Origin of the sequence: Streptomyces sannanensis (assembly GCF_039536205.1) — a bacterium.
Classification (GTDB): Bacteria; Actinomycetota; Actinomycetes; order Streptomycetales; family Streptomycetaceae; genus Streptomyces; species Streptomyces sannanensis.
Genome location: NZ_BAAAYL010000001.1, coordinates 2,112,145 through 2,137,556, shown reverse-complemented (window position 1 = coordinate 2,137,556; position 25,412 = coordinate 2,112,145). Strand labels below are relative to the sequence as shown.

Below are 25,412 nucleotides of genomic sequence, written 5' to 3'. Positions count from 1 at the left end.
AGGAACAACGACGTGGTGTGGTCGGGAACGTGGGTCGCTGAGCGGCTGGGAGTCCGGATCGACGGGGACGAGAAGCTGAGCGATCTGCTGGGACTGGCGCTGCGTCGCAACCCCAAGCGGGCGCATCTGCTGGTGTCCAACGTGCTGGGCAAGCATGTGCCGCAGCGCCCCTCGGTGGTGTACGGGTACGGGTTCGCACTCGGCCTGCGGGTGCGCGACCTGCTGGGCGGAGCGGCCGCCCGGAGCGCCGTCGTCCTGGGCTACGCGGAGACGGCGACCGGCCTCGGCCACTCCGTCGCGGACGGCCTCGGTCCGGCCCCGTACCTCCACTCGACGCGTCGCCCGGTCGAGGGCGTCGCACGTGCCGGCGGATTCGAGGAGTCCCACTCCCACGCCACCTCGCATCTGCTGCTGCCGGAGGACGCCGCCCTGCTGGCGGGCGAGGGCCCGCTGGTGCTGGTCGACGACGAGTTCTCGACGGGCAACACCGTGCTGAACACCATCCGCGCGCTGCACGAGCGCTATCCGCGCGAGCGGTATGTGATCGTCGCCCTGATCGACATGCGCTCGCCGCGGGACCGGGCTCGGCTGAACGCCTTCGCCGCCGAGGTCGGCGCGAGGATCGACCTGATCGCTACCGCCTCCGGCACGGTGACCCTCCCGGAGGGGGTGCTCGAGAAGGGCCAGGCCCTGGTCGCCCAGCACGAGCACGCCATGTCCGGGGCGTCCTCCGCGGACTCGCCCCCAGGGCACGGTGCCCGCGCCGTCCGCGTGGACCTCGACTGGCCGGCCGCGGTACCGGACGGCGGACGTCATGGCTTCACCCCGGCTCACCGGGATGCTCTGGAAGCCGCGCTGCCGGACATGGCGAAACGTATCTCCAGCGCGGTCGGCGGCGCGCGGCGTGTCCTCGTTCTCGGATTCGAGGAGCTGATGTACGCGCCGCTCAGGCTTGCGCTCGCGCTGGAGCGCGCCGGGGCCGACGTCCGCTACTCGACGACCACCCGGTCGCCCGTGCTGGCCGTCGACGACCCCGGGTACGCCATCCGCACCCGGATCGCGTTCCCCGCGCACGACGCGCCCGCCGACGGGCCCGGCGACCGCTACGCCTACAACGTCGCCGGCGCCGGCTTCGACGCCGTGGTCGCCGTCGTCGACTCCACCGCCGACACCCCCGGACTGCACGCCCCGGGCGGCCTGCTGGACCGGCTCGCCGCACATGTTCCGCATGTCGTGCTGGCCGTCGTTCCCTCCTACGTACCTCGACCATTGGACCCGCCGATGCCCGAGCTGCTCGAACTGTCCCAGCCACTCCGCGGACCCGCCTTCTCCTCCTACGCCCCGGACGAGGTCGGCTGGCTGCTCAAGGACCTCTCCCAGGTGGAGCTGGAGGCACCCACCGAGGAACGCGAGGAGGCCATCCAGTCCGGCGGCGCACACTACGCGGAGTCCCTGCCCGTCGAGTACCAGCCGAGTGCGCGGTACCAGGCGCTGTTCCGGGCCGCCCTCGACGCCTCCGCGGACCGGATCGCCCGGGCCGTCGGCACGGTCACCGAGACCGTGCTGGCAGAGAGGTCGCCGCGTCCCGTCCTGGTCTCGCTGGCCCGCGCCGGCACCCCTGTCGGTGTACTGATGCGCCGCTGGGCGCAGCACCGGCACGCGCTGGACCTGCCGCACTACGCCGTGTCCATCGTGCGCGGCCGCGGCATCGACACCAACGCGCTGCGCTGGCTGGCCGCCCACCACGACCCGGCGGACGTCGTGTTCGTCGACGGCTGGACCGGAAAGGGCGCGATCACCCGCGAACTGGCCGACGCCCTCAGCGCGTTCGACGGCTTCGACCCGGAGATCGCGGTGCTCGCGGACCCGGGCTCCTGCGTGCGCACATACGGCACCCGCGAGGACTTCCTCATCCCCTCCGCCTGCCTCAACTCCACCGTCTCCGGCCTGATATCCCGCACCGTCCTGCGCGACGGCCTGATCGGGCCGGCCGACTTCCACGGCGCGAAGTTCTACCGCGAGCTGGCCGGTGCCGATGTCTCCGGCCACTTCCTCGACGCCGTCACCGCCCGCTTCGGCGCGGTCGCCGCCGAGGTCGCCGAGGACGTCAAGTCGCTCCAGTCCGCAGACCGCACCCCTACCTGGGAGGGCTGGGCCGCGGTCGAGCGGATCAGTGAGGAGCACGGCATCCACGACGTCAACCTCGTCAAGCCCGGTGTCGGCGAGACGACCCGGGTCCTGCTGCGTCGCGTCCCCTGGAAGGTACTGGCCAAGCGCGGGGCGGGCGCCGACCTCGACCATGTGAGGCTGCTCGCGGAACAGCGGGACGTACCCGTCGAGGAGGTCGACGACCTGCCGTACAGCTGCGTCGGGCTGATCCACCCCCAGTACACGCGCGGGGCGACCGGCGCCGACGGCAAGGCGGTGGCTGCCAAGTGACCGAGTCCACCGTGCTCGTGGCCAGTGATCTGGACCGTACGCTCATCTATTCGTCCGCCGCACTCGAACTCGGCGTGCCCGACGCACGGGCACCGCGCCTGCTGTGCGTCGAGGTGTACGAGGGCAAGCCGCTCTCGTACATGACGGAAGCCGCGGCCGGGCTGCTGGAACGGCTCGCCGCCACGACCGTGTTCGTACCGACCACGACGCGTACCCGCAAGCAGTACCAGCGCGTCCAGTTGCCCGGGCCGGCGCCGAAGTACGCGATCTGCGCCAACGGCGGGCATCTGCTCGTCGACGGCGTGGCCGACCGCGACTGGCAGCGGCGGGTCGCCGCGCGCCTCGCCGAGGAGTGCGCCCCCCTCGGTGACGTACAGGCGCATGTGGCCGCCACCGCCGACCCGGCGTGGCTGCGCAAGCACCGGGTCGCCGAGGACCTCTTCACCTACCTCGTCGTCGAACGTGAGCTGCTGCCCAGGGACTGGGTGAAGGAACTCGCCGCCTGGGCGGGTCAGCGCGGCTGGACGGTGTCGCTCCAGGGACGCAAGATCTACGCCGTACCGAAGCCGCTGACGAAGAGCGCCGCCATGCACGAGGTGGCCCGCCGCACGGGCGCGACGCTCACCCTTGCCGCGGGCGACTCACTGCTCGACGCCGATCTGCTGCTGGCCGCCGACCGGGCCTGGCGCCCCGGACACGGAGAGCTGGCCGACAGTGGCTGGACCGCGCCGCACCTCACCGCGCTCACGGAGAGGGGTGCGGCGGCGGGAGAGGAGATCCTTCGGCAGTTCAGCCGTTCCGCCGGTTAGGTCCTGTCCGGTCGCACAGGACCTATAGTCGCGGCATGAGCAAGGGCAACACAACGAAGATGACAGACGGGTTGTACGCCTACATGCTGGCGCACAACCCGCCGCTGGACGCCGTACAGCGCGAGCTCGTCACGACGACGTACGACCGGCTCCCGGACTACGCGGGCATGCAGTCCGCCGAGGAACAGGCCTCGCTGCTCGCCTTCCTGGTCCGGCTCGTCGATGCCCGCCACGTCGTCGAGGTCGGCACCTTCACCGGCTTCTCGGCCCTCGCCATGGCGCAGGCCCTGCCTGCCGACGGCAAGCTGATCGCCTGCGACATCTCGGAGGAGTGGACGGCGTACGGCCGCGAGGCCTGGGCGAAGGCGGGCGTCGCGGACCGGATCGAGCTGCGCATCGCCCCGGCGCTGGACACGCTCAGGGCGATGCCGGGCGAGCCGCACATCGACTTCGCCTACATCGACGCGGACAAGGCCAACTACATCCCGTACTGGGAGGAGCTCGTGCCCCGGATGCGCCGGGGCGGTGTGATCGCCGCGGACAACGTCTTCTTCGGCGGCCGCGTGGTCGACCCGGCGGCGACCGACGCCCCCGCCGAGATCCGGAAGTTCAACGACCACGTCGCGGCCGACGAGCGGATGGAGAGCCTCATGCTGCAGGTCGCGGACGGCATGACGCTCTCCCGAAAGCGCTGACCGCTGGAGGGACTTCCCCCTGGAAGCTAGCCGCAGCAGCCCCCGCCACAGCAACCGCCGCCGCCGCCACCGCCCGACGGGGCGGGCGCGGACTTCGTCCCGCCCACGGCCACCGCGGAAAGCAGCTTGACGGTGTCCTCGTGCCCGGCGGGGCACGCGGCCGGCGCGGAGGACTCGGCCATCGGACGGCTCAGCTCGAACGTGTCACCGCAGGAGCGGCACCGGTACTCGTAACGTGGCATGCCCCCAGACTAACGACTCTCCTACGCGCCGGCGCCGCGCTCACCGCGGATCTGGGCGACCACTCGGGCGACGGTCTGCCGGACCGTCTCGGTCTCCGTGAGGAAGCGCCAGTAATCGGGGTGCCGACCGCTCTGCAGACCGGCGACGGCACGGTCCAGCCGGGCCACCGAATCGTCGAGCGGGCGCGCGTGGCGCGGATCCGGGGTGCTGCGTCCGGCCATCGCCAGCCGCTGGGCGTCCCTGATCGCGAACCGGGTCCGCTCGATCTCCTGCTGCGGATCCTTGGCGACGGCGTTGAGCCGCTGCAGCCGGTCCCCGGCCGCCGACACCGCCTCGTCCGTGGAATTCAGCAGCGCCCGGACCGTCGCCAGCAGGGCCGTGGCATCCGCCCACCGCTGCTCCTCCCGGGCCTTGCCGGCTTCCTTGAGCTTCTCCTCCGCCTGGCGGACAGTGACCACGGCCTGCTCCGGCACGTGCTGCAGGTCCTGCCAGCAGGCGGCGGCGAAACGGCGGCGCAGCTCGCTGAGCACCGGGTCGACGGCGCCGGCCCGGGTGGTGAGGGCCTGGGCGCGGGTCCGAAGGGAGACGAGCCGGCGGTCGATCTCGGCCGCCCGCTCGGGCAGCTGCTCGGCCTCGCTCCGTACGGCCTCGGCCTCACGCAGCACATGATCGGCGCGCTGCAGGGTCTCCGCCACGCCGTGCCGCCCGGCGCCCTGGTTGAGCTTGGTCAGCTCGGGCGCGAGAGCCGCGAGCCGGGCGGCGAGATCATCCGCTCTCAGACCGGAGCCCCGCGCCGAATCGAGAGCGGTACTCGCGGAAAGGAGCGCCTGCCGCGCCCGCTCCACGGCCGGCGCCAGCCGGGCGAGCTGCGTCTCCGCCTTCTCCAGCAGCGGCCCCAGCCCCTGCCCGAACCGCTCCAGGTCACCCTTGACCCGCAGCAGCTCGTCCTTCGCCTTCGTCAGCTCGGTCCGCGCCCGCGACGCGACAGCCGCCTCCAGATCGTCCCGGTCCAGGTCATGCGCGTCGACGGCGCTGATGTACGCCTGGCTGACCTCGTCGATACGCCGCCCGAGCGAGGCGAAGCCCTCCTGAGCCCGGCGCGCCGCGGGCGAGTCGTCCACGGCCGTGATCGTCTCGATCGAGATCCGCAGATCGCGCTGGGCCGTGTCGAGCTCGTAGAAGGCCGCGGCCGCCGCGTCCTTCGCCGCCTGCGCATCGGCCCGCACGCTCTCCCCGCGCCCGCCGAACCATCGACGCGTTCCCCCGCCGGCGAACGCCCCCGGCAGCGCGGCCACCATCAGGGGCACCGGCAGCAGTACCAGCGCGAGCACATCCCGGACCGCACCGGCTCTCCTGCCGCTCACATCCCACTCCCGTGCTGTGTCCGCCTGTTCCGGTCATTCTCCCACCAGGTAAGGACGAACACACGGGCCTGTTAGTTCGCATCAGCCCGCACGGCGCACCGTGATGTCCCCGTTGTCGCTGCGAGCGGTCACCGCATGGGCACTGCTGTCACTGCGGTCCACGCTGACGTCGACGTCCCCCAGGTCACTCTCCGCGGTGACCTTGTACACCCCCTTCGGGAGCCTGACCTCTATGTCCCCGTTGTCGCTCTCGGCCTTCACCCGGTCCGGAACGACGGTGAAGCCGAGCTGCACGTCCCCGTTGTCGCTGGTCACCCCCGCGACCTTGCCCCTCGCCCCCGTCACGGTGATGTCCCCGTTGTCACTGCCCAGGTCCAGCGCGCCACGGACATCCCTGACCGTCACGTCCCCGTTGTCCGACCGCACCGTCAGCCCGGTGTCGAAGCCGGACGCCGTCACGTCCCCGTTGTCCCCCTCCACGACCACCGTCACCCCGCGCGGCACCTTCACCTCATGCCGCGCCTCGCAGTCAGAGGCTATTCCGCTGCACTTCACCCGCAGCGTCAGCCGGTCGCCCTTCATGGCCCAGGTGGCGTCGGGCCCGTTGCCCATGAACACCCACCCGTTGACCTGCCGCGTGACCTCCACGTCCTTCACGTCGGCCGGCACCAGCGTGACGTCCGCATTGTCCGTGTCGACGGTCAGCGTCTTCCCGGAGAACGCGAACGCCTTGCGCTCCACGGGCGCGTCCTCCGCGCTCGCCTCACCACACCCTGTGGCGGCAAGCGCGACGACTACGGAGCCGGCCGCAGCGAGCAGGGCGGTGCGGGTGCGCGTACGGAGTGCCATGGTGATCTCCCCCAGAAGTGGCCTGACCAGTCCCTCCACGTTACGAGCCGCGCCCCTCCGCGACGATCCAGCCGCCTACCGGATCCAAGGTGGGGTTAACCCCCCTCTCCCTCGCCCATCGGTTTGCGACCCTCCCGGGTCGGCCATGTACCCTGTTGGTTCATCCGCGGGTGCGTAGCTCAGGGGTAGAGCGCTGCTCTTACAAAGCAGATGTCGGCGGTTCGAAACCGTCCGCGCCCACCAGCACGCCCCCTACCGATCTTGGTAGGGGGCCTTTGGCATCCATTTCTGACATCAACGGGGGCGGTCGCTCACGACCGGGGACGCCTCCTGAGCAGCCGGTCCATGTGGCTCACGGCCTCCCGCTGCGTGTCCTGGACGACGTGGGTGTAGACGTTCATCGTGACAGCGATCTGGCTGTGTCCGAGGATCTCCATCATGACGCGGGGAGCGACGCCTGCGGCGGTGAGGAGGGTCGCCGTACCGTGCCGGGCGTCGTGGAGCCGGATGACGCGAAGATCGGCGCTCTTTGCGACGCGGGTGAACGAGCGGTAGAGGTTGCGCGGCTCGATGGGCTGTCCCGTCCGGGTGGTGAAGACGTAGCCGGTGTCCGTCCACTTCTCCCCGGCGCGCTCGCGCATCGCGGCCTGCTTGAGACGCTGCCACCGCAGGGGAGCGACGCAGATCGCGGGCCGGGGAAGCGTCTGCTTGCGCCGACGCCCCTTGGGATCGTCCTCGTAGATCTCCCCCGGCGACCCGCTGGCGCTGCGTCCTGACCCGGATCTCCCGCTTGTCGAGGTCGACGTTCTCCCAGCGAAGACCGACGATCTCGCCCCGGCGGAAGCCGAGCGCGATGGCGAGCACGAAGGCGGCGTACAGCGGGTCCTTCCGGGCAGCGGAGAGGAAGTCGAGCGTCTCGTCCAGCGACCAGGGGGACAGCTCCCGGGCGGCGACGGTCGGCGGCTCGACGAGCGTCGCGACGTTCCGGGTCACCAGCTCCTCACGGCAGGCCGCGGTGAGGGCGGTGCGCAGGACGCGGTGCGACTCCTTGGCCGTGGCGGCGCTCGTCTTCTTCTCCAGCTGGACGAGGAAGCGACGCACGTCGGCGACGCTGAGAGACTCCAGCCGCTTGGAGCCGAGCATCGGAACGAGGTAGAGCCGGACGTGCACCTCGTACTTGGCGGCGGTGGTCTTCTTCCGTCGCGGCTTGACGATGTTGTCGAGCCAGTACGGCAGCCACTCGCCAAGGCGCTCCCGCCGCGCACGGCGCGGCGGCGCGCGGCCCGTCGTCCGGGCCGACGCTCCTGTCTTCGCCCCGCTCCGTCCCGGCCGCCGGCCGCACGCCATACGGCGAGGGTGGGCTGAGGGGGAAACCCCTCTGTGGCTGGGGCGGTCGGCTCCACGGCTTTAGGCAGCCACTTTGGCGCGAGCCTCGAAGATCATGGCCCAAAATCGGGCACTAACGGGCAGGTCCACAAGCCTGCCCGATCCGCGGGCCAGCGTAATGGGCCATGATCACTCGCGCCAAAGCCGTTCCACCGACCTAACGACGCATAGCGGGCCTAGTGATTCACGTCACGCCCATTTATCTGCATGCAGGGGGATATTTGCAACCTCCGGCACCTGCACAGATCTCGATTGGATGTACCCGCTGTCATGGGTGTGTGGTATGGAGGCCAGCTGAACGATTGCTTACCCAGGTCAGAGGCATTTCTCTCAGTTTACTATTACGCGTTTCTGGAGCCGCGAAAACCAGATCAACTACGTTGCGGACCTCCCGTGTTTGAAAAGGTTGCCAGCTTGGCATTAGCCGTCTTTCGTATCCATCATGGGCGCACAGCAAAGCCCACCCCGTCGCACAGGCTTCCCGGCGAGGCAACGAGGTGGGCCATGAACCCTTTGGAGGTCCAAGCGTGAGTGTGACCCGTACCCCGTGGGGCCTGTCAAACCCCGGCTTGAAGCCGTGGGTGATCACGGTGCTGGTGGTCATCGTGATTGTGTGGGGCGTGGCCGCTGATGTCGTCAGCGCGTACGCAGACGTCTTGGCGTTGCTGACCACGCTTTACGCAGGGCGTGCGGTACAGCAGCGGAGTACAGCAACCGTGCGGACCGGCGTTGACCGTCGCTGATCCTCACAACCCTCCTGACGTACCCGGCAAACCTCAGCGACCTTCACGCCTGTAGTTCGCATCGAGGGGCACACCACGGCACCCCCGCTCGGGCCGTCTCTGGGCCGTGCGGGGGTGCTCAACGACGACCAACGTTGACAACCGTCGACAGCTAAGTCGCAGGTCGCAGCGTTGATCGATTATGCGGACGCAGGTCAGGGGCCCGGTCCGTCACTTCTTCGGCATCTGGTAGTACCTGTGGGCTTGACTGGCGCCTGAGTATGCCGCGTCTGCAGCTACGGACAGGCACAGCCGGTCGGCAGCTACGGGAGTTCGCTATTGCCTCCGAGGTTGGCGATCATCCGGCGGAGCACGTTCAGGGTGGTGACATAGTCGTCAGTCTCCACGCCGTTGTGCATCTGCTCGTGAACCTTGAGGTTGCGGACCCTCGCGCGCTGTCGTCCCTCTTCGCCAGCATCGGTGAGTGAGAGGCAGCCATTGAGCTCCGCAGTCCAGCCGCGGGAGGCAAGGTCGGCGTAGACGGCCTCAAAGTCGGTGTCTTGGCGGTCAAAGGGGGAGAGCTTGGCAGTGAGGGAGACGCGGGTCCACTGCGCGGGGGCACCGGCGATGTGGTTGAGGACCCACCAGTGCGGTTGTGTGAGCCCTTCCTCCGCGAGGGCGGCACGGATGCTGCCGACGATGATCTCGTTTGCGACCCCGCTCCAGTAGCCGATGGGCTGGGCAGCAAGCCGGTCCCGTGAGTACTCCGTGATCGTCATGCCGGGAGCGTAAAACCTGAAGCGCAGTTGAGGTCAACAGTTGACATCCAAGCCTGACATCAACGGCGATGGACGACCGTGCATCGTGAAGGTTGGTCGTGGAGCCAACAGTGCCGACTGGAAACCGCTGAGTAGCGTAGAGACGACAGGCGGATCGAACTCCCAAAGCGGATGTCAGCCCACCTGGCCTGGCTCGAACGGGCTGGCACCCTCCACAACGGGCCGGTGCTGCGGGTCTACAGCTGCCGGCCGACGCAGGCAGGACGAGGCTAGACGACGGGTCGGTCCGATGCCATGGACTAATTGTGGACAGCTCGGGCCCTGCGAAGCAGCGTGCGCGCGCTGACCTGCCAGAACGCAGGACGCACAAGAAGCCTCCGGAGCCGTGTGTAGAGAAGCCCCGGACTCAGTCCGGGACTTCTCGTCATGGTTGAGTGGGCGTCGCTTGCTAACCGAACGCCGCCGCCGGCAGCGTGGGGCCCATGGTGTCGTCGGCACGGGTGTCCGGACCGGGAGCCAGTAAGCGGTGACCGCGGCTCTCCGCTACGCGCAGCGTGTCCCGCAAGGCTTCCGTGAGCTCCGTCGCGAGGGATATGGCGAGCTGGTCATGGCGGCGGGGTCGGTCCTGGACGTCGGGTGTGGCACCGGTGCCATGCTGCACCGTGCACGGGGGCAGGGTCATTCCGGCCGGCTCGTCGGCCTCGACCCGGACCGTGCCGCGCTGGCCCGGGCCCGGCGGCGGGGCGAGATCGAGTGGGTGGAGGGCACCGCGGCGGAGGCCGGGTGGCGCGGCGAGTTCGAGCTCGCGACGATGGCGAGCCACGCGTTCCAGTGCCTCGTAGCCGACGATGACCTGCGGGCCTCTCTCGCGGCGATCCATGCGGCGCTGCGCGAAGGCGGTCGCTTCGCGTTCGAGACGCGCCATCCGCAGGCGCGTGCCTGGGAGGACTGGAAACCGTCGAACGCGTCCGACATCGCCGATGCGGCCGGCCGTTCCCTGCGGTCTGGCACGAGGTCGAATCGGTCGTCGGCGACGTGGTCACCTTCACCGGGACGACGGCCGAGCCCGACGGCACTGTGCTTCGCGTCGACCGTACGAGCCTGCGCTTCCTCGACGTCGCGACGCTCGGCGGGTTCCTCGCCGAGGCGGGCTTCGAGATCGTGGCCCAGTACGGTGACTGGGATCGCGGGCCTGTCAGCGGTACGAGCCGGGAGATCATCACGATCGCCCGCCGCGGGTAGCGACGCGCGCTCTTTCCGGACACGCCGACCACGCCGACCAGAACGTGTCCGCGTGCAGGATGCCGCTCAGCACCAGCACAGCGGTTCCCGTGGTCGCGCTGATCAGCATTCCGGCCAGGGCCCCGAGGAACACCAGTGCCAGCCCGTCCCACAGCCGGTCGAGTGCGACGCGGAAACCCACCCGGCGGAGCATCAGGTACGCGCACAGCGGGGCGAGCGTGTTCCCCGCCATGATTCCGACGGTGGCGACGTTCAGCCGCGGTGTGGCGTGCGCCCGTTCCGTGGTGCGGCATGTGCCGGGCGGCCGGGCGCCGCGGGGTACAGAAGCGCGAAAGGGCACCGCGAGGGCCCCGTCCGCACACCGCGCGGCAGGACCCTCCGGCGCGTAGCGTGGCAGGTGGAGGGCCTCATGGGGTTCACGGACGATCACCTGATCCCACTGGTCGACAAGGGGCTCGGCAACAGCGCCTACCTCGTCGACCTCGGAGACGGGCGCGCCCTGGCCGTGGATCCGACCCGGGATCTGCGGGGGCTGCGGCGGGAGGCCGCGCGGCGGCGGCTGGCCGTCGCGTACGTCGCCGACACGCATCTGCACGCGGACTTCCTCACCGGGGCGTTGCAGCTCGCCGCCGACGAAGGCGCCGTCCTGCTGGCGTCGGCGGCCGGGCGGCGGGTGTATCCGCACACTCCGCTGGGCGACGGAGACGAGGTGGACCTCGGTGGGCTGACCCTGCGGACGCTGGCCACCCCGGGGCACACCGATGAGCACGTCGCCTTTCTGCTGCTGGACGGCACATGTGAGCTGGGGCTGTTCACCGGCGGCTCGCTGATCGTCGGTTCGGTGGCCCGTACCGACCTGCTCGGCGCCGAACGGGCCGAGGAGCTCGCCCGTGCCCAGTACCGTTCGCTGCGGAGACTGGCCGAGTTCCCGGAGGAGACGGCCGTCTGGCCCACTCATGGCGCCGGTTCCTTCTGCGCCGCCCCGCCCGGTGCGGAGCGCACCTCCACCATCGGCGCGCAGAAGGAGACGAACACGCTGCTGACCGCGCCGGACGAGGACACGTTCGTACGGAAGCTGCTCGGCGGGCTCGGTTCGTACCCGGCGTACTTCGCGCGGCTGGCCGAGCGCAACCGGCGCGGGCCGGCCGTCCTGGACTCCGATCCCGTACTCGCCCCGCTGACCACGGCCGCTGTGCACACCCTGCTGGGCCGGGGCGCGGAGGTCGTCGACGTACGCCCGAGGGACGAGTTCGCCGCTGGGCACATTCCGGGTGCCGTGTTCATCCCACTGGGCAGTCGGTTCGCGACCTGGCTGGGCTGGCTGCTGCCGGACGACACCCCGATCGTCTTCGTGACGGGTGCCGGTCAGGATCTGGCCGAGATCGTCTGGCAGGCGCTGAAGATCGGGTACGAACGGCTGGCCGGGCATCTCGACGGCGGTATGGACGCCTGGACGGCCGACGGCGGGCAGCGCCGGACCCTCGAACTGATCAGCGCGGACCGGATCGCCGACAGGCCGGTCGTCGACGTCCGGCAGCGGGACGAGTACACCGCCGGGCACATCCCGGGCGCGGCCCACATCGAGCTCGGCGCGCTTCCCCTGCGCACCTGCGAGGTGCCCGCGCACGCCGTCGTCCACTGTGCCCGCGGGGAGCGTGCCACGATCGGCGCCAGCATTCTGCAGCGTGCCGGGCACCGCGGTCTCGCGGTCCTCGACGGGGGTCCGGACGACTGGGCGCGGGTCACCGGCCGCAGGCTCGAACAAGGGGCCTGACCGGACCGGCCGGGGACGTCAGCGTGGCGCCGTCTGGGTGATGCGCCAGAGGCGGCGGGGGAGTTCGCCCTCCTCGAAGGCGTGGATCCCGGCCAGGTCCCATCCCCGGGCCAGTGCGTCGACGAGTCCGCGGTCGAAGAAGTGGACCGCGAAGCCGCCGTGCTCGAAGATGCCGTCACCGTGCGCGATGCCCTCGTGGTAGTGGGCGTCGCCGGTGTGGCGGACGGTGTAGACGAAGGTGCCGCCGGGCCGCAGGACGCGGCGGACCTCGTCGGTCAGAGCGTGGATCTCCTTGGTGGACAGGGCCATGCAGAGCAGCATGTGGGCGAAGACGGCGTCCACGGAGTGGTCCGGCAGGGGCAGCGGATCGCGTACGTCGTGCACGGTGGTGCGTACGGAGCCGGCGAGGCCCGCGCGTTCGGCGTCGGCGCGGAGCTGTTCCAGGGCGGTCTCGCTGAAGTCGGTGGCGTGGACGCGGAAGCCGCGGCGGGCGAAGTACAGGGCGTCTCGGCCGTGGCCCGCGCCGAGTTCCAGGACCTCCGTCGCGCCGGCCGCGCGGAAGGTGTGGGCGGCGTGGACGGCCGGTTCGGAGGGGGAGTCGCCGTACATGCCGGGGTGGGCGGCGTACGCCTCCTGCCAGTGGGCGCGCTGTGCGTCGGCCAGGTGCTCGTCGTGCTCCTCGTGCATGGTGCCGACGATATGGGCGCCGAACGATCCGGGCGGCACACTGGACGCATGTGCCGCAGCATCAAGACGCTTCGCCCGCCCGTCCTCCCCGAGGAGGCCACCGACGACGACATCAGAGCAGCCGCACTGCAGTACGTGCGGAAGGTGTCCGGCTTCCGCGCGCCCGCCGCGCACAACCAGGAGGTGTTCGACCGGGCGGTGGACGAAGTGGCCGAGGCGACCAGGAAGCTGCTGGAGGGTCTGGAGATCCGCGGGGTGCCGGTCAGGCAGCCGGAGCGGGCTCGGGCCGGCGCATGACGTATGCCGCGAGCGAGCCGGCCGCGAAGAGGGCGAGCACCGAGAGTGCCGTGCCCAGCCAGGTCGTGCCGAGCCACTGGCCGCCGAAGTAGCCGAGCCCCACGCTGTAACCGGCCCAGGCCACGCCCGCCAGGGCCGACCAGGGCAGGAATTCCTTCACCTTGCGCTGGGCCGCGCCCGCGCCCAGTGAGACGACCGAGCGGCCGGCCGGGGCGAAGCGGGCTATGACGACGAGGATGCCGCCGCCCCGGCTGAGGGCGGTGCCGAGGCGCTGCTGAGCGGTGGTGAGCCGGCGGGAGCGGGCGATGGCCCGGTCCAGGCGTTCGCCGCCGCGCCGGGCCAGCCGGTACGCGACCATGTCGCCGAATACGGAGGCGGTGGCGGCGCACAGCGTCAGCGCCAGGATGTCGGGGACCCGGTGGGGGACGGTGGCCGAGCCCGCGGCGGCCGCGGTGGCGGCCGTGATGACCAGGACTCCGCTCGGCATGACGGGCAGGAACACATCGAGGACGATCGAGACCGCCACGACGGCGTAGATCCATGGGCTGCCGGTCAAGGCCTCCACACTCTCCAGCACCGATACTCCCCGTATACGTGACCGCGCCGCGACGTCGCGGGGGAGCGGCAGGGGCGGCATGACGGCTATACAGCGTACGCCTGTGTTTTCCTCAAAGACCGCCTAGGTGCGGATGATGTCGTAAACATCACTTTCGTTCGAATGGGGAATGGCAAAAGGCGCGCCCGGGAATGCGTATCGCCCCACGGACGCGCCTTTTGGTTCACTGTCAGTTTCTCCGGACCGTCGATTCTCCGGACTGTCGGTTTTCTTCGGACCGTCAGACGCCGACGGCCTCGGGGGTGTCGGTCTTCACGGCGGGACCGCTTGAGCGGCGGCCGCCCAGCAGCTGATCGACGGCCAGGGCGCCCGGGCCGGTGAAGACCAGCAGCAGGAAGGCCCAGCAGTACATCGCGGAGGACTCGCCGCCGTTCTGCAGCGGCCACAGGGCCTCGGGCTGGTGCACGGAGAAGTAGGCATACGCCATGGAGCCGGAGGCGAGGAACGCGGCGGCGCGCGTGAACAGGCCGGCCAGGACCAGGGCGCCGCAGACGAGCTGGATCACGGCCGCGTACCAGCCGGGCCAGGCGCCCGTGGGGACGGTGCCGCCGCCCATCGCGCCGCCGAGCACGCCGAACAGCGAGGCGGCGCCGTGGCAGGCGAAGAGCAGTCCGGTGACGATGCGGAAGAGGGTGAGGGCGTACGGCTGCGCGGTCTCTATGCGCTCGGTCAGGGTGGGCATGGGCCGGGGGCTCCTTCGGTACGGGGACGGGCGGACGGAGCCCCAGGTTAGGGTACCCTCACTTGTTGTTGCAAGTTCAACATTAATCCGTCTCGTGATCCAGGACGGTCACCGGCCCGCGCTTCTTCGCTCGGTCGAGCCGCAGCCGGGCCGACCGCCCGCGCGGCGTCAGGGTCATCACGTGGTTGCCGAACCACGGCCCGCCCCTCCCGCGTATCCCCACCGGCGGCCGGCCGGTCCGCCCGTGCCGGGTGAACGCGCGGCCCGGCCGCCGCCCCGCCCGGCTCCAGCCGAAACGGAACGCGAGCCGGATCGGGGCGGGGATGTCGTTGTGCACGGGTGAGTAGGTCAGCTGAAGGACGCGCGCGTCCGGGGCGCCTTCGGCCCACATCGGCTCCGCGATGTACGCGTGGTGCACATCGCCCGACAGCACGAACACCGCCGCCGGTGACGGCCGTCCAGCAGTACCTCGTGCGGCGTCTCGGAGCCGGGGGTCAGGCCGGTGACCGGCATCAGCGCATGGTGGTGTCCTTCGATCTGGAACGTACGCACCGCGCCGCCCGCGCAGCGGACTTCGGCCGTGCAGGGACGGTCGGCCTCGACCCGGACGGTCGCGGACGAGCCGGACTCCCGGTCGACGTACCGCAGCAGTGGTCCGAGCCGCGGTCCGGCTGCCATGGTGCCCTCCTCCGTCGCCCGGCCCGCATCGGGCGACACGGTAAGGAAAGACGGGGGAGAGCGGGGAGGTTCTGAAAGCCGCCCGGCTCAGCAGCCGTTGAGGACGGACTGGAGCGCGGACTTCTCGGCGGTGTCGACGGACAGGCCCCAGTAGTGCTTCACATGGACCCACATGCGGGCGTACGTGCAGCGGTAGGCGGTGCGCGGCGGCATCCACTTCGCCGGGTCGAGGTCGCCCTTGGCCTGGTTGACGTTGTCGGTGACGGCGATGAGCTGCGGGCGGGTCAGGTCGTTGGCGAACTGCTGGCGCTTTGAGGTGGTCCAGCCGTTCGCGCCGGAACGCCAGGACTCGGCGAGCGGGACGACGTGGTCGATGTCGACGTCGGAGGCGGCGGACCAGGTGGCGCCGTCGTACTCGGAGTACCAGCTGCCGCTGACCGCCGCGCAGTTGGTGTCCTGGACGACATTGACGCCGTCGCGCTTGAGGACCACCTCGCGGGTGTTGCAGGTGCCGGACTGGGTGCTCCAGTGCGGGAAGAGGTCGCGGCTGTAACCGGTCGTGGAGCCCTCGGCCTTCACGGTCAGCGCGGCGAGGTAGGAGCGGGCGGTGGCGGCGTCCACCGGGGTGGGCGGGGCCGCCTGGGCGGCGGGGGCGGTCAGCAGGCTCGCCGCGACGGCGAGTACGGCGGAGGCGGCGACTGCGGACAGACGGGCTATTCGACGCGCGTAGATGCGAGACATGCGGAACTCCCTTGTGATGGGGGGACCTTGGCCGTTCGGGCCGGACCAGCCTGGCGGCGCCAGGTTGCTTCGGGGTGGGTGCCAGGTAACAGGCTGGCGACATGAGCACGTCATATCAAGGTGTGTCGGAGCAGGTCCGACATCCCGGCAGAAGATGTGTGGGCCCGTACGGTTGGGCGCATGGCCGCCCGCCTCGCCGCATCCACCCTGCTGCCCGTCAACGCCACCCTCGGGGCCGTACTCGCCGTTCTGCTCGTCACCGCGGCAGGCGTCGCGGCCTGGGCCAGGCTCGCCCCCGACCGCGGGCGCGGCCGGGCGCGCGAGATCGTCATCGCGGGGGTGCGCGCGGCCGTGCAGCTCGCCGCCGTCTCCGCGCTCATCGGGTGGGTGGTGCGGTCCCTGCCACTGCTGTTCTGCTTCCTGGTGTTGATGTACGCGGTCGCTGTACGCACCGCGGGGCGCCGTATCACCCGTAACCGCACCTGGTGGTGGGTCGCCCTGCCGATCGGCGCGGGAGTCGCGCCCGTCGTCGCCGCGCTGCTGCTCACCGGCCTCGTACCGGTCAAGGGCATCGCGCTGATCCCCGTCACCGGCATCCTCATCGGCGGCGCGCTCACCGCGACCGTGCTCGGCGGGCGGCGCGCACTCGACGAGCTCGCGGCCCGGCGCGGCGAGGTCGAGGCCGGGATGGCGATCGGGCTGCTCGACCGTGAGGCCAGGCTGGAGGTCGCGGGGCCGGCGGCCTCCGACGCGCTGCTGCCCGGGCTCGACCAGACCAGGACTGTGGGGCTCGTCACACTTCCCGGCTCGTTCGTCGGCATGCTGCTGGGCGGGGCGTCACCGCTGCAGGCAGGGGCGGTTCAGCTGTTCGTGCTGGTCGCGCTAATGGCGGTGCAGGCGATCGCGGTCGCCGTGGTGGTGGAGTTGGTGGCGCGGGGACGGCTTCACCGCGACGAGCCGTCCCGTACCCTGGGTGGTGCAGAAGGGGAGTAGCTCTTCGCCGGACCGTCGACATACTGCTGGGCCTGCCCCGGCCGGCGCCCGGAGGTGGACGTTCTCACGGCCGCCAGCGAGACCTTCGGCAGCAGTGTCCTGTTGACGCTGCCCTGCCGAAGCGACCCCTTTTTCTCCTGGTCCGCCTCTCGGTACGGGCAGCCTGACCGATTGAGGAACCCACCCCGTGATCAGCTTCACCGTCATGGCGATCACCTTCGGCGTTGTCTTCCTTGCCGAACTGCCCGACAAGACCGCCCTGGCCGGGCTGATGCTCGGCACCCGTTACCGCGCGTCCTATGTCTTCGCGGGTGTCGCCGCCGCCTTCGCCGTCCACGTCACGCTCGCCGTCGCCGCGGGCAGCGTGCTCACCCTGCTGCCGCACCGGCTGCTCCAGGCCATCGTCGGGGTGCTCTTCCTCGCGGGCGCGGCCATGCTGCTGCTGAAGAAGGGGGACGACGACGAGGAGGTCAAGCAGCCCGCCGACCAGTCCTTCTGGAAGGTCTCGGGCGCGGGCTTCATGCTCATCCTGGTCGCGGAGTTCGGTGATCTGACGCAGATCATGACGGCCAACCTGGCCGCCCGCTACGACGACCCGCTGTCGGTCGGCCTCGGTGCGGTGCTCGCCCTGTGGTCGGTCGCGGGACTGGGCATCCTGGGCGGCCGGACGCTGATGAAGTACGTGCCGCTGCGGCTGATCACCAAGGTGGCGGCCGTGGTGATGCTGGCGCTGGCCGGATTCAGCCTGTACGAGGCGATCGCGGGCTGACGTGCCCTGGTGTCCGGCGGCGCGGGGGCGGACCGTGGACGGCATGAGGAAACCCTGGCTTCTGCTGACCGTGCCCCTGCTGCCCCTGATCCTGCTCCTGCGCCTCCTCGTCCGGCGCCGCTCGGCCTCCGGCGGCGGAAGCGGACCCGGAGGTCCGCCGCCCGCCGGGGTGCGGGAGCCGCGCCGCCCCAAGCCGTCCCCGCCCGCCGCGGCGGTGTCGCGCGGCTAGGTGCTGTGACCGGAAAGGTTGGCCGGGAAGCTCGCGGCTCCGCCAGCTACCTCCGCCAGCTACCTCCCCCAGCTACTTCCCCCAGCTACCGCTGGGGGTGCCCCCGGGGTGCCCCCAGGTGCGGTGCATCGCACGGCGGAGGATCGCAGCTAGTACTCGGCCGTACTCGCGCGATGCGACAACGCTGGGGGTGCCTCTCGTGTCCGAAGGGCTATGGGGGAGAGGTGCCGTGCCTGGGGGCACCGCTGGGGGAGGTAGCTGGGGGAGCGGCGCGAGCCGGTGAACCTTTCCGGTCGCAGCACCAGGGTCCGGTCGGTCATGCCGGGCGGCCCGTCCGGCCGGACGGGAGTTCGGGGGTGGCATGAGTCCGGAGGGTTTTGTATCGTGAAGGAACAAAGTGGTTTCGCCCGCACCCCCTGACCGGCGGGCGGAACCACTTGTTTCTTGTCTCCGCACCCTGGAGTACGCGCACATGAAGGCCACCGCCCTCCTCCTCGACATGGACGGCACCCTCGTCAACTCCGACGCCGTCGTGGAACGCGTCTGGCGCCGCTGGGCCGAGGAACACGGGCTGGACCCGGAGAAGGCACTCGAGGTCGTCCATGGACGACAGGGATACGCCACGATGGCCGTGCTGCTCCCGGACCGCCCCATGGAGCAGAACCACGCCGACAACCGCGTCCTCCTGGCCCGGGAGACCGCCGACATGGACGGCGTCGTGCCGGTCGGGGGCGCTCCGGAGTTCATGGCCTCCCTCGCCGGGATCCCGCACGCCCTCGTCACCTCGGCCGACGAGCAGCTCGCCCGGGCCCGTATGGCCGCGGCCGGGCTGCCGATGCCCGGCGTACGGGTCACCGCGGAACGCGTCGGCGCCAGCAAGCCCGATCCCGAGGGCTTCCTCAAGGGCGCCGCGGAACTGGGCTTCGCGCCCGCCGACTGCGTCGCTTTCGAGGACTCCGGGGCGGGCATCGCGGCGGCCCGCGCGGCCGGTATGCGCGTGGTGGGCGTGGGCCCCCGCGCGGCGGTCCACGCTCCGGATGTCCATGTCCCCGACCTCACCGCGGTCCGTGTCGCGGCGGACGGGGACGGCGCGCTGCGGCTCACGTTCTGACGCCGGCGGCGCCCGGGCGCGCCCTCACTTCATGGACGGCTCCACCGTCGCCGCCTCCAGCCAGCGGCGCGTTTCCGGGCCGTAGACGCCCGAGGGGTCGCTGGTGACGGCCATGTAGGACTGATACGCCCGCACCGCCTTTTCCACCCGCTTGCCGTACACGCCGTCGGCCCGTCCGTGGAACAGGCCCAGCTGGGCCAGCCGCAACTGGAGCTCCTCGACCTCGGCGCCGTCGTCCCCGGGATGCAACGACGGTTGCGGAACCAGGGCCACCGGGGGCGGGAGCATCGCCTCGGGCGGGGTCGGCTCGTCCTCGGCGGCCATCGGAATCACACCCGACGTCTCCTTGGCCGCGGACGGCGGCGCGACCGGTGCGAGCGGGTCCACCGGCACCTCCGTCAGCGGCACGACCGGCGGCATGCTGACGGACGGGGTGGCCATCGGCCCCCCGGGCCCCGTCGCACGCGCATACCCGCCCGCCGACCCTGCCGAGCCGCCGGGCGCCTCCGCACGATCCGCCCGGGCGGGCCCGCCGGCCTGCTCCCCGGGCTGCCGCTGCGCCGAACCCGGCACCGGCGCCGCCGTGTCCGTGGACTCCTCCACCGGCCCCGGATCGGGGGCGGACACTCTGCTGCCGAAGTCCGGTACGGCCAGGTCCGTGCCGCCGCCGTCGCCGGCCAGCAGCCCCCCGGTGACGGCCGAGGTGCCGAGCGCGGCGGCCGCGGCCACGCCGGCGGCGAGCCCGGCGAACTCGCGGTGACGCCTTCGCAGCCCGCTCCGTACGGCCCCCGTGGCGGTGCGATGCCGGCCGCCGGCACCGACGGCGCCGGCCGCTGGCAGCACGCGGGTGACCCGCGGCGCGGGGACCCCCTCCACGGCCCGGCCGAGCCGCGGCGGCGTCAGCCGGGTGTCGGCGGGCAGTGGCTCGGGCAGCCGTACGTACGGGCGTATGCGCAGGGGGTCGAAGTCCTCTGCCGCCGCCATCTCGGCCGAGCGTTCGGCCCGCAGAGCCGCGGTTCTCTCGGCCTCTGCCGCGCGCGCCGGGCAGACGCAGTGGTGTGCGCCCTCCGGCGATGGCCGCGCACCGCACTCTGGACAGGCGTGTCCGGTCATCGTGGGTCCCCCTCCCCCTATGGGATGCCAGAGATTATGCAGGGCTTCCGGTCGCCGCCCAACGGGTCCCAGTCCGGACAGAAGAGAACCCGACGGGCCAGAACGGGACACAACGAGCAGGATGGAGGGATGGAGTACGGCCCGCCGTACCCGAGGAGAAGAGATATGGCGCAGGACGTGAGCACCCCGGCCGTCATCCCCGCCCCCGGAGGAGGCAGGGGACGGGGCGGTGTGATGGTGCCGATCGGCGCGCTGCTGCTGGGCATGCTGCTCGCCGCGCTCGACCAGACGATCGTTTCGACCGCCCTTCCCACGATCGTCAGCGAACTGGGCGGCCTGCAGCATCTGTCGTGGGTCGTCACCGCGTACATGCTGGCCTCGACGGCCGCGACCCCGCTGTGGGGCAAGCTCGGCGACCAGTACGGCCGCAAGAAGCTCTTCCAGACCGCAGTCCTGATCTTCCTGATCGGCTCGGCGCTGTGCGGCGTCGCCCAGGGCATGTCGCAGCTCATCGCCTTCCGCGCGCTGCAGGGTCTGGGCGGCGGCGGACTGATGGTGCTGTCGATGGCCATCGTCGGCGACCTCGTCCCGCCGCGCGAGCGGGGCAGGTACCAGGGCCTGTTCGGTGCGGTCTTCGGCGCGAGCAGTGTGCTCGGACCGCTGCTCGGCGGACTGTTCACCGAACATCTCAGCTGGCGCTGGGTGTTCTACATCAACCTCCCCGTGGGCATCGTCGCGCTGCTCGTCATCGCCACCGCGCTGCGCATCCCGGTACGGGCCGCCCAGCACACCATCGACTACCTCGGCACCTTCCTGATCGCGTCCGTGGCCACCTGTCTGGTCCTGGTCGCGTCCCTCGGCGGCACCACCTGGGCGTGGGACTCGCCGCAGATCATCGGGTCGGCGCTGCTCGGCGTGGGCCTGCTGGTGGCGTTCCTGTACGTGGAGCGGCGCGCCGTGGAGCCCGTACTGCCGCTGAGGCTGTTCCGGATCAGGACCTTCACCCTGGTCTCCGTCATCAGCTTCGTCGTCGGCTTCGCGATGTTCGGGGCGATGGTCTATCTGCCGACGTTCCTCCAGATCGTCCACGGCATCTCGCCCACCCTGTCGGGCGTGCACATGCTGCCGATGGTGCTGGGCATGCTGATCACCTCGACCGTGTCCGGGCAGATCGTCAGCCGCACGGGCCGGTGGAAGGTGTTCCCCCTCGCCGGGACCGGCGTCACCGCCCTCGGCCTGCTTCTGCTGCACCAGCTGACGGAGACCACCGGCGTCCGGGAGATGAGCGTCTACTTCTTCGTCTTCGGCGCCGGACTCGGCATGGTGATACAAGTGCTGGTCCTGGCCGTCCAGAACGCCGTCTCGTACGAGGACCTGGGTGTCGCGACCTCCGGAGCCACCTTCTTCCGCTCCATCGGGGCCTCCTTCGGGGTCGCGATCTTCGGCACGGTCTTCACCAACCGCCTCGGAGACAAACTGGCCGCCGCTCTCGCCGGACGGAATCTGCCGCCCGGCACCGGCCACGCTCTCGCCGCCGACCCCCGTCGGATCGCCGGGCTCCCGGCCGCCCTGCGCCCGACGGTGCTGCACGCGTTTGCCACGTCCATCACCGACGTCTTCCTCTATGCGGCACCGGTCGTGATCCTGGCCTTCGTCGTGGCCCTCTTCCTGAAGGAGGACCCGCTGCGCGCCTCCGTCACCGCCCCCGAGGTCAGCGAGACCATCGCCTCCAACCCCGTCGAACGCTCCTCGTACGACGAATGCGCCCGGGCCCTGTCCGTACTGGGCTCGCGCGAGGGCCGCCGTGAGGTCTACGAGAAGATCACCGAGCGGGCCGGGTACGACCTGCTGCCCGCCGCGAGCTGGCTGCTGCTGCGCATCCGGCGCCACGGCACGGCGGAACCGGCACTGCTCGCGGAGGACACGTCCGTACCCCTGCGGATCATCACCGAGGCCGCCCGCCAGCTCGAGGAACGGCGTCTCACCACCCGGCAGGGGATCCGCCTGGTCCTGACCGAGATAGGCGTCGAGGTATCGAACCGCCTGGCGAGGGCCCGCGAGGAGTCCCTCGCGGAACTGCTCGGCGACTGGTGGGGCCCCGAGCGTCCCACCGATCTGGTGCAGCTCGTCGAGGAGCTCACCGCCGAACTGTGCGGCTCCGACGAGGAACGGCCGCGCCGCCCCGAACCGAAACGGGACCACGCGGCGCCGTGACGCCGCGAGCCCGGCATGCCCGGCCGGACAGGGCCTACAGCTCCTTGCCGTACCAGATCTCCCTGTACGGGCCCGAGTTGTACGCCGGGATCTCCCGGAAGCCGTGCTTGACGTACAGCCCCCGTGCCTCGACCAGGTCGAGCCGGGTGTCCAGCACCATCCGCCGCACCCCCAGGTTCCCGGCCGCCTCCTCCAGCCCGGCCAGCAGCGCCGCCCCGCCGCCGGTGCCGCGCCATTGGGGCCGTACGAACACCCGGGTCAGCTCCGCCGTCTCCGGGTCGAGCAGCTTCAGCCCGGCGCAGGCGGCCGGCTTGCCGCCATGGCGGCCGACGAGGAATTCCCCGGTGGGCGGTGCGAGCTCCTCCACACCGTCGTCGGTGAGCCCCTCGTCGATCTCCTGCTCGGTCGCGGGCCGCCTCCAGTAGCGGCTCGCGACCTCGTCGTAGTAGTCGCGGCGCAGCAGACTCGCCTCAGGGGTGTCGAAACGCTCGGGGATCACGGTCCAGCTCATGGTGATCTCCCTACCGCGACGCCACCCCGTCCGGCGAACGGTTTTCCGCCCCGCCTCAGCCCTTCTTGGGCGCGGCCTGCTGAACGACCTCGAAGGACCACAGCGTGGAGCCGGAGGCCGCCGGCCTCGGCCGCTCGCCGCCTTCACCGCCGCCCTGGTGGGCGGCCTTCATCGGGCCCTCCATCCACGCCTGGAAGGACTCCTCGTCCCGCCAGCGCGTGTACACCAGGTACTGGTCGGTCCCCTCGACCGGGCGCAGCAGCTCGAACCACTCGAAGCCGTCGGAGTTCTCGACGGTCCCGGCGCGGGAGGAGAACCGCTTCTCCAGCGTCTCGCGCTGGTCCTCGGGAACCGACAGGACATTGATCTTTACCACGCTAGGCACATGACACCTCTGAGCAAGAGGGCGCCGGGATGGCGCCTTGACCTCGACAACGTGCGAGCAGTGTCCTACATCAGGCAGTCAAAGCGCCGTGAAGACGATTCCCAGGCGTCTCCAATGGCCCAGCGCGAGCGGTGCGCCTCGCTGATCGCATCGAAGGGCTGGGACGACGCCGGGCACTTCGAGGACGTCGGTAAGTCGGGTTGGGACCCAAGCGTGTACCGCCCCGGCTTCGAAGGGATGATGTCCGCCGTCCGTGCCGGGCACGTCGACGCCGTCATCGTCTTCTCGCTGTCGCGCCTCACTCGGCGCGGCGCGCTGGGAGCCATGTCCCGTGCACGCTGCCCGCCGATCACCAGGGCGACCATGTGAACGCCTTCGGTGGCGCGTGGACCAACGCCAGCGAACACATCGACGCTGCAAGGGCCCGCGACCCGGACGCTACGGCTGCTGTTCTCGCTGCTATGGCGGGTCTCATCAGCGCCTATGTGCACAGTGATGGGCTTGCTGGTCGTCGGCGCGAATGGCGTGCTCGTGAAGAATCCGGCAACGACCGTAGTCAACACGTACGCATCCATTCTGCGTTCCGCGCGAGTAGAGCTAGGACTTTCCCTGTCTACTGCTGCTCGAATTGCTGTGCCGCACGCTGAGGATGAGGCAGACACCGATAGGGTTTGGGGCTGAGAGCATGCCGATTCTTGATAACGAAACCTCGGCAATGATCGCTTCGTACGCTGGGCGCATGGTTGCATTCGAGCGAAAGGGATGTGAGTGGGAAAAGCAGGCGACTCGCGAGCGGATCGCTGCTGGCTTTGCTGCTCGCTGCTGGAGCACTAACCCCTGAATCGACGCCGAGACTCATCGTCATCCAAAGCCACCTGGGCAGCATCCGTGAACAGGGAAAGTTGTACTTGAATTTCCGCCTTTGCATTGGACGCCCATGTCCTAGGGGTACGGAAATCGTTCTGGGCTCTCTCCCGCACCGCTACGCGAAAGGCAATGCATGCATCCAGGAGACGTTCAGACGGAGCTTTGATCTTTGACGGTCCAGCGAGAGCGACGTCTGACCATGCTTTCCTGATGCTTAGCAACAGCTGGTGTAGCTCGTCATCCTGGTTGGGCTCGTCGTCATAGTACTCCCAGTCGATTAAGAAGATGACAGAAGCTATGTACTCCTTGTACGCGGACTCCCGTGGTTCGCGACGGGTCTTTCGATGCTCGGCGCGGGCGGCAATTTCGGCGCCTGTCCGTTGAGCGCGCCTATGAACCAGCGCAGGCGTGCTCCGAGGCAGACCGAAGAGCCACCGGTCACCTACTGCGGGCTGTGCGCTGGGTACCGGGTCATCTGGTGCGACGGCTGCTGTGGGTTTGGTGGCTGTACAAGGTGCTGCCACACAGGCCGCGTGCCGTGCGCCTGGTGTGCCGGCGGAACTGGAAAGCCTTTCCGCTGGTGATGAGACCCCGTCCCGGCAAGGGCGGAACGCAAGACGGCGCGGGGACCGAATCCCCGCAGGTACAGCGAAGGGATGGCAGTCATGAACGCAGCCCCCGAATTCGAGTTCCGCACGTCCAGCGCGTGCACCTACAACAACAACGACCCCCGCTGTGTCGAGGTGTCGACGAACGTGCCCGGCAGGGTGGCGGTCCGCAACTCCGTGACCGGCCAGACGGTCGAGTTCACGGCGGTGGAGTGGTCCGACTTCGTGTCGGGTGCCAAGCTGGGCGAGTTCGACCTCTCGTCCTAGGAGGACGCTTTGAAGGAGTGCCCCCGCTGCGGCGGCGACGCGGTACCGGACCCCGAGCATGAGCGGGTGCTCTGCTGCCTGTCGTGCTGGCACACCTGGGCGCTTCCGCGTAGCTGCCCCGGCTTCCTGCCCCGTCTCATGCCCGCGCTGCGGGTACTGGGTGAGAGCCGAAAACTGAACTGCTGAGCGCCATCGCTCAGTACGTCGGACCGGCCCCGTTCATGAGCTTCCCCCGCGGCTCACGGGCGGGGCCTTTCGCTGTCTGCGTGTGGCCCCCTGGTCATACCGCGCTCGCGCTGACCAGCCGAACACATGTCATGTGCGTGGCTTGACAGACTCACG

At 70.4% G+C, this 25,412-nt stretch carries 26 protein-coding genes, 1 tRNA gene and 5 pseudogenes; 17 read left to right on the top strand and 15 right to left on the bottom strand.

Annotation, left to right across the window (positions count from 1 at the left end; translation table 11 throughout):
- The first annotated feature begins 12 nt into the window (after positions 1 to 12).
- Genes ABD858_RS09955 through ABD858_RS09945 form a run of 3 tightly spaced genes read left to right on the top strand, consistent with a single transcriptional unit; the run spans position 13 to position 3,943 of the window.
- Positions 13 to 2,439 carry a phosphoribosyltransferase gene (locus tag ABD858_RS09955; protein WP_345035906.1) on the top strand — a complete coding sequence of 809 codons (2,427 nt, stop codon included), beginning with the start codon at positions 13 to 15 and terminating at the stop codon, positions 2,437 to 2,439.
- Positions 2,436 to 3,248 (top strand): HAD family hydrolase, encoded by an 813-nt coding sequence (locus tag ABD858_RS09950; RefSeq protein ID WP_345035904.1) that lies wholly within the window; start codon positions 2,436 to 2,438, stop codon positions 3,246 to 3,248. Before ABD858_RS09955 ends, ABD858_RS09950 begins: the two co-directional genes overlap by 4 nt.
- Before the next feature lie 35 nt (positions 3,249 to 3,283).
- Positions 3,284 to 3,943, top strand: a complete 660-nt coding sequence (locus ABD858_RS09945; RefSeq protein WP_345035903.1) for an O-methyltransferase — start codon at positions 3,284 to 3,286, stop codon at positions 3,941 to 3,943.
- A gap of 26 nt (positions 3,944 to 3,969) precedes the next feature.
- Here ABD858_RS09945 and ABD858_RS09940 read toward each other — a convergent pair whose 3' ends face one another.
- The 3 genes from ABD858_RS09940 to ABD858_RS09930 form a co-directional block, all read right to left on the bottom strand.
- Entirely contained in the window at positions 3,970 to 4,185 is a 216-nt protein-coding gene (locus ABD858_RS09940) for an FmdB family zinc ribbon protein (protein WP_345035902.1), read from the bottom strand.
- Between the two features lie 21 nt (positions 4,186 to 4,206).
- Positions 4,207 to 5,550 carry a coiled-coil domain-containing protein gene (locus ABD858_RS09935; protein ID WP_425586183.1) on the bottom strand — a complete coding sequence of 448 codons (1,344 nt, stop codon included), beginning with the start codon at positions 5,548 to 5,550 and terminating at the stop codon, positions 4,207 to 4,209.
- Between the two features lie 81 nt (positions 5,551 to 5,631).
- On the bottom strand, positions 5,632 to 6,399 hold the full coding sequence (locus ABD858_RS09930; RefSeq protein WP_345035901.1) for a DUF4097 family beta strand repeat-containing protein: 768 nt from the start codon (positions 6,397 to 6,399) through the stop codon (positions 5,632 to 5,634).
- A gap of 168 nt (positions 6,400 to 6,567) precedes the next feature.
- Between ABD858_RS09930 and ABD858_RS09925 the strand changes: the two genes are divergently transcribed.
- Positions 6,568 to 6,642, top strand: a tRNA-Val gene (locus ABD858_RS09925).
- A gap of 68 nt (positions 6,643 to 6,710) precedes the next feature.
- Here the strand turns inward: ABD858_RS09925 and ABD858_RS09920 are convergent.
- Positions 6,711 to 7,650 (bottom strand): annotated as a pseudogene (locus ABD858_RS09920) (site-specific integrase); the annotation flags it as partial.
- A 662-nt stretch (positions 7,651 to 8,312) separates the two neighbouring features.
- On the opposite strand from ABD858_RS09920, the gene ABD858_RS09915 reads away from it, so the two are divergent.
- Complete coding sequence (locus ABD858_RS09915) at positions 8,313 to 8,528, top strand: hypothetical protein (RefSeq protein ID WP_345035899.1); 216 nt, start codon at positions 8,313 to 8,315, stop codon at positions 8,526 to 8,528.
- A gap of 302 nt (positions 8,529 to 8,830) precedes the next feature.
- Here ABD858_RS09915 and ABD858_RS09910 read toward each other — a convergent pair whose 3' ends face one another.
- On the bottom strand, positions 8,831 to 9,286 hold the full coding sequence (locus tag ABD858_RS09910; RefSeq protein WP_345035898.1) for a MarR family transcriptional regulator: 456 nt from the start codon (positions 9,284 to 9,286) through the stop codon (positions 8,831 to 8,833).
- A gap of 607 nt (positions 9,287 to 9,893) precedes the next feature.
- Between ABD858_RS09910 and ABD858_RS09905 the strand changes: the two are divergent.
- Both ABD858_RS09905 and ABD858_RS09900 read left to right on the top strand, forming a co-directional pair.
- A pseudogene (locus tag ABD858_RS09905) lies at positions 9,894 to 10,187 on the top strand (class I SAM-dependent methyltransferase); the annotation flags it as partial.
- Positions 10,188 to 10,321: 134 nt separating this feature from the next.
- Entirely contained in the window at positions 10,322 to 10,528 is a 207-nt protein-coding gene (locus tag ABD858_RS09900) for a hypothetical protein (RefSeq protein ID WP_345045095.1), read from the top strand.
- 22 nt (positions 10,529 to 10,550) lie between these two features.
- On the opposite strand, the pseudogene ABD858_RS09895 reads toward ABD858_RS09900, so the two are convergent.
- Positions 10,551 to 10,772 (bottom strand): annotated as a pseudogene (locus ABD858_RS09895) (MASE1 domain-containing protein); the annotation flags it as partial.
- A 165-nt stretch (positions 10,773 to 10,937) separates the two neighbouring features.
- On the opposite strand from ABD858_RS09895, the gene ABD858_RS09890 reads away from it, so the two are divergent.
- Positions 10,938 to 12,302 carry a rhodanese-like domain-containing protein gene (locus ABD858_RS09890; protein WP_345044403.1) on the top strand — a complete coding sequence of 455 codons (1,365 nt, stop codon included), beginning with the start codon at positions 10,938 to 10,940 and terminating at the stop codon, positions 12,300 to 12,302.
- Between the two features lie 18 nt (positions 12,303 to 12,320).
- Here ABD858_RS09890 and ABD858_RS09885 read toward each other — a convergent pair whose 3' ends face one another.
- Complete coding sequence (locus ABD858_RS09885) at positions 12,321 to 12,989, bottom strand: class I SAM-dependent methyltransferase (protein ID WP_345035897.1); 669 nt, start codon at positions 12,987 to 12,989, stop codon at positions 12,321 to 12,323.
- A gap of 48 nt (positions 12,990 to 13,037) precedes the next feature.
- Between ABD858_RS09885 and ABD858_RS09880 the strand changes: the two genes are divergently transcribed.
- The gene (locus tag ABD858_RS09880) at positions 13,038 to 13,286 is read left to right on the top strand and encodes a DUF2277 domain-containing protein (protein ID WP_345035895.1); all 249 of its coding nucleotides are present in this window, start codon (positions 13,038 to 13,040) and stop codon (positions 13,284 to 13,286) included.
- Here the strand turns inward: ABD858_RS09880 and ABD858_RS09875 are convergent.
- From ABD858_RS09875 to ABD858_RS09860, 5 genes and pseudogenes are all read right to left on the bottom strand, one after another.
- The gene (locus ABD858_RS09875) at positions 13,252 to 13,863 is read right to left on the bottom strand and encodes a DedA family protein (RefSeq protein WP_345035894.1); all 612 of its coding nucleotides are present in this window, start codon (positions 13,861 to 13,863) and stop codon (positions 13,252 to 13,254) included. The genes ABD858_RS09880 and ABD858_RS09875 overlap by 35 nt on opposite strands.
- A 259-nt stretch (positions 13,864 to 14,122) precedes the next feature.
- Positions 14,123 to 14,584: a DoxX family protein gene (locus ABD858_RS09870; protein ID WP_425586182.1), complete on the bottom strand. Its 462-nt coding sequence runs from the start codon at positions 14,582 to 14,584 to the stop codon at positions 14,123 to 14,125.
- Positions 14,585 to 14,666: 82 nt separating this feature from the next.
- Positions 14,667 to 15,059 (bottom strand): annotated as a pseudogene (locus ABD858_RS09865) (alkaline phosphatase D family protein); the annotation flags it as partial.
- A 32-nt stretch (positions 15,060 to 15,091) separates the two neighbouring features.
- A pseudogene (locus ABD858_RS37150) lies at positions 15,092 to 15,262 on the bottom strand (DUF7800 domain-containing protein); the annotation flags it as partial.
- Between the two features lie 87 nt (positions 15,263 to 15,349).
- On the bottom strand, positions 15,350 to 16,003 hold the full coding sequence (locus ABD858_RS09860) for an HNH endonuclease family protein (protein ID WP_345035893.1): 654 nt from the start codon (positions 16,001 to 16,003) through the stop codon (positions 15,350 to 15,352).
- Between the two features lie 180 nt (positions 16,004 to 16,183).
- Here ABD858_RS09860 and ABD858_RS09855 point away from each other — a divergent pair, with 180 nt between their 5' ends.
- From ABD858_RS09855 to ABD858_RS09840, 4 genes are all read left to right on the top strand, one after another.
- Entirely contained in the window at positions 16,184 to 16,996 is an 813-nt protein-coding gene (locus tag ABD858_RS09855; RefSeq protein WP_345035892.1) for an ABC transporter permease, read from the top strand.
- Positions 16,997 to 17,183: 187 nt separating this feature from the next.
- Positions 17,184 to 17,765, top strand: coding sequence for a TMEM165/GDT1 family protein (locus ABD858_RS09850; protein ID WP_345035891.1), 582 nt, complete (start codon positions 17,184 to 17,186; stop codon positions 17,763 to 17,765).
- A 43-nt stretch (positions 17,766 to 17,808) separates the two neighbouring features.
- Complete coding sequence (locus ABD858_RS09845; protein WP_345035889.1) at positions 17,809 to 17,994, top strand: hypothetical protein; 186 nt, start codon at positions 17,809 to 17,811, stop codon at positions 17,992 to 17,994.
- A gap of 472 nt (positions 17,995 to 18,466) precedes the next feature.
- Positions 18,467 to 19,105 (top strand): HAD-IA family hydrolase, encoded by a 639-nt coding sequence (locus ABD858_RS09840; RefSeq protein WP_345035888.1) that lies wholly within the window; start codon positions 18,467 to 18,469, stop codon positions 19,103 to 19,105.
- Between the two features lie 24 nt (positions 19,106 to 19,129).
- Here the strand turns inward: ABD858_RS09840 and ABD858_RS09835 are convergent, their stop codons facing one another.
- Positions 19,130 to 20,089 carry a peptidoglycan-binding protein gene (locus ABD858_RS09835; RefSeq protein WP_345035886.1) on the bottom strand — a complete coding sequence of 320 codons (960 nt, stop codon included), beginning with the start codon at positions 20,087 to 20,089 and terminating at the stop codon, positions 19,130 to 19,132.
- Between the two features lie 294 nt (positions 20,090 to 20,383).
- Here ABD858_RS09835 and ABD858_RS09830 point away from each other — a divergent pair, with 294 nt between their 5' ends.
- The gene (locus tag ABD858_RS09830; protein WP_345035885.1) at positions 20,384 to 22,432 is read left to right on the top strand and encodes an MDR family MFS transporter; all 2,049 of its coding nucleotides are present in this window, start codon (positions 20,384 to 20,386) and stop codon (positions 22,430 to 22,432) included.
- A 34-nt stretch (positions 22,433 to 22,466) separates the two neighbouring features.
- Here ABD858_RS09830 and ABD858_RS09825 read toward each other — a convergent pair whose 3' ends face one another.
- Together ABD858_RS09825 and ABD858_RS09820 are read right to left on the bottom strand one after the other, a co-directional pair.
- Positions 22,467 to 22,943: a GNAT family N-acetyltransferase gene (locus ABD858_RS09825; RefSeq protein ID WP_345035884.1), complete on the bottom strand. Its 477-nt coding sequence runs from the start codon at positions 22,941 to 22,943 to the stop codon at positions 22,467 to 22,469.
- A 55-nt stretch (positions 22,944 to 22,998) separates the two neighbouring features.
- On the bottom strand, positions 22,999 to 23,328 hold the full coding sequence (locus ABD858_RS09820; RefSeq protein WP_345035883.1) for an antibiotic biosynthesis monooxygenase family protein: 330 nt from the start codon (positions 23,326 to 23,328) through the stop codon (positions 22,999 to 23,001).
- Here ABD858_RS09820 and ABD858_RS09815 point away from each other — a divergent pair, their 5' ends adjacent.
- The 3 genes from ABD858_RS09815 to ABD858_RS09810 all read left to right on the top strand — a co-directional run bounded on the left by ABD858_RS09815 (position 23,329) and on the right by ABD858_RS09810 (position 25,070).
- Complete coding sequence (locus ABD858_RS09815) at positions 23,329 to 23,697, top strand: recombinase family protein (protein WP_345035882.1); 369 nt, start codon at positions 23,329 to 23,331, stop codon at positions 23,695 to 23,697. It abuts the gene before it with no gap.
- A 114-nt stretch (positions 23,698 to 23,811) separates the two neighbouring features.
- On the top strand, positions 23,812 to 24,009 hold the full coding sequence (locus ABD858_RS36780) for a P27 family phage terminase small subunit (RefSeq protein WP_425586181.1): 198 nt from the start codon (positions 23,812 to 23,814) through the stop codon (positions 24,007 to 24,009).
- Between the two features lie 851 nt (positions 24,010 to 24,860).
- The gene (locus ABD858_RS09810) at positions 24,861 to 25,070 is read left to right on the top strand and encodes a DUF397 domain-containing protein (protein WP_345035881.1); all 210 of its coding nucleotides are present in this window, start codon (positions 24,861 to 24,863) and stop codon (positions 25,068 to 25,070) included.
- The last annotated feature ends 342 nt before the right edge of the window (positions 25,071 to 25,412 follow it).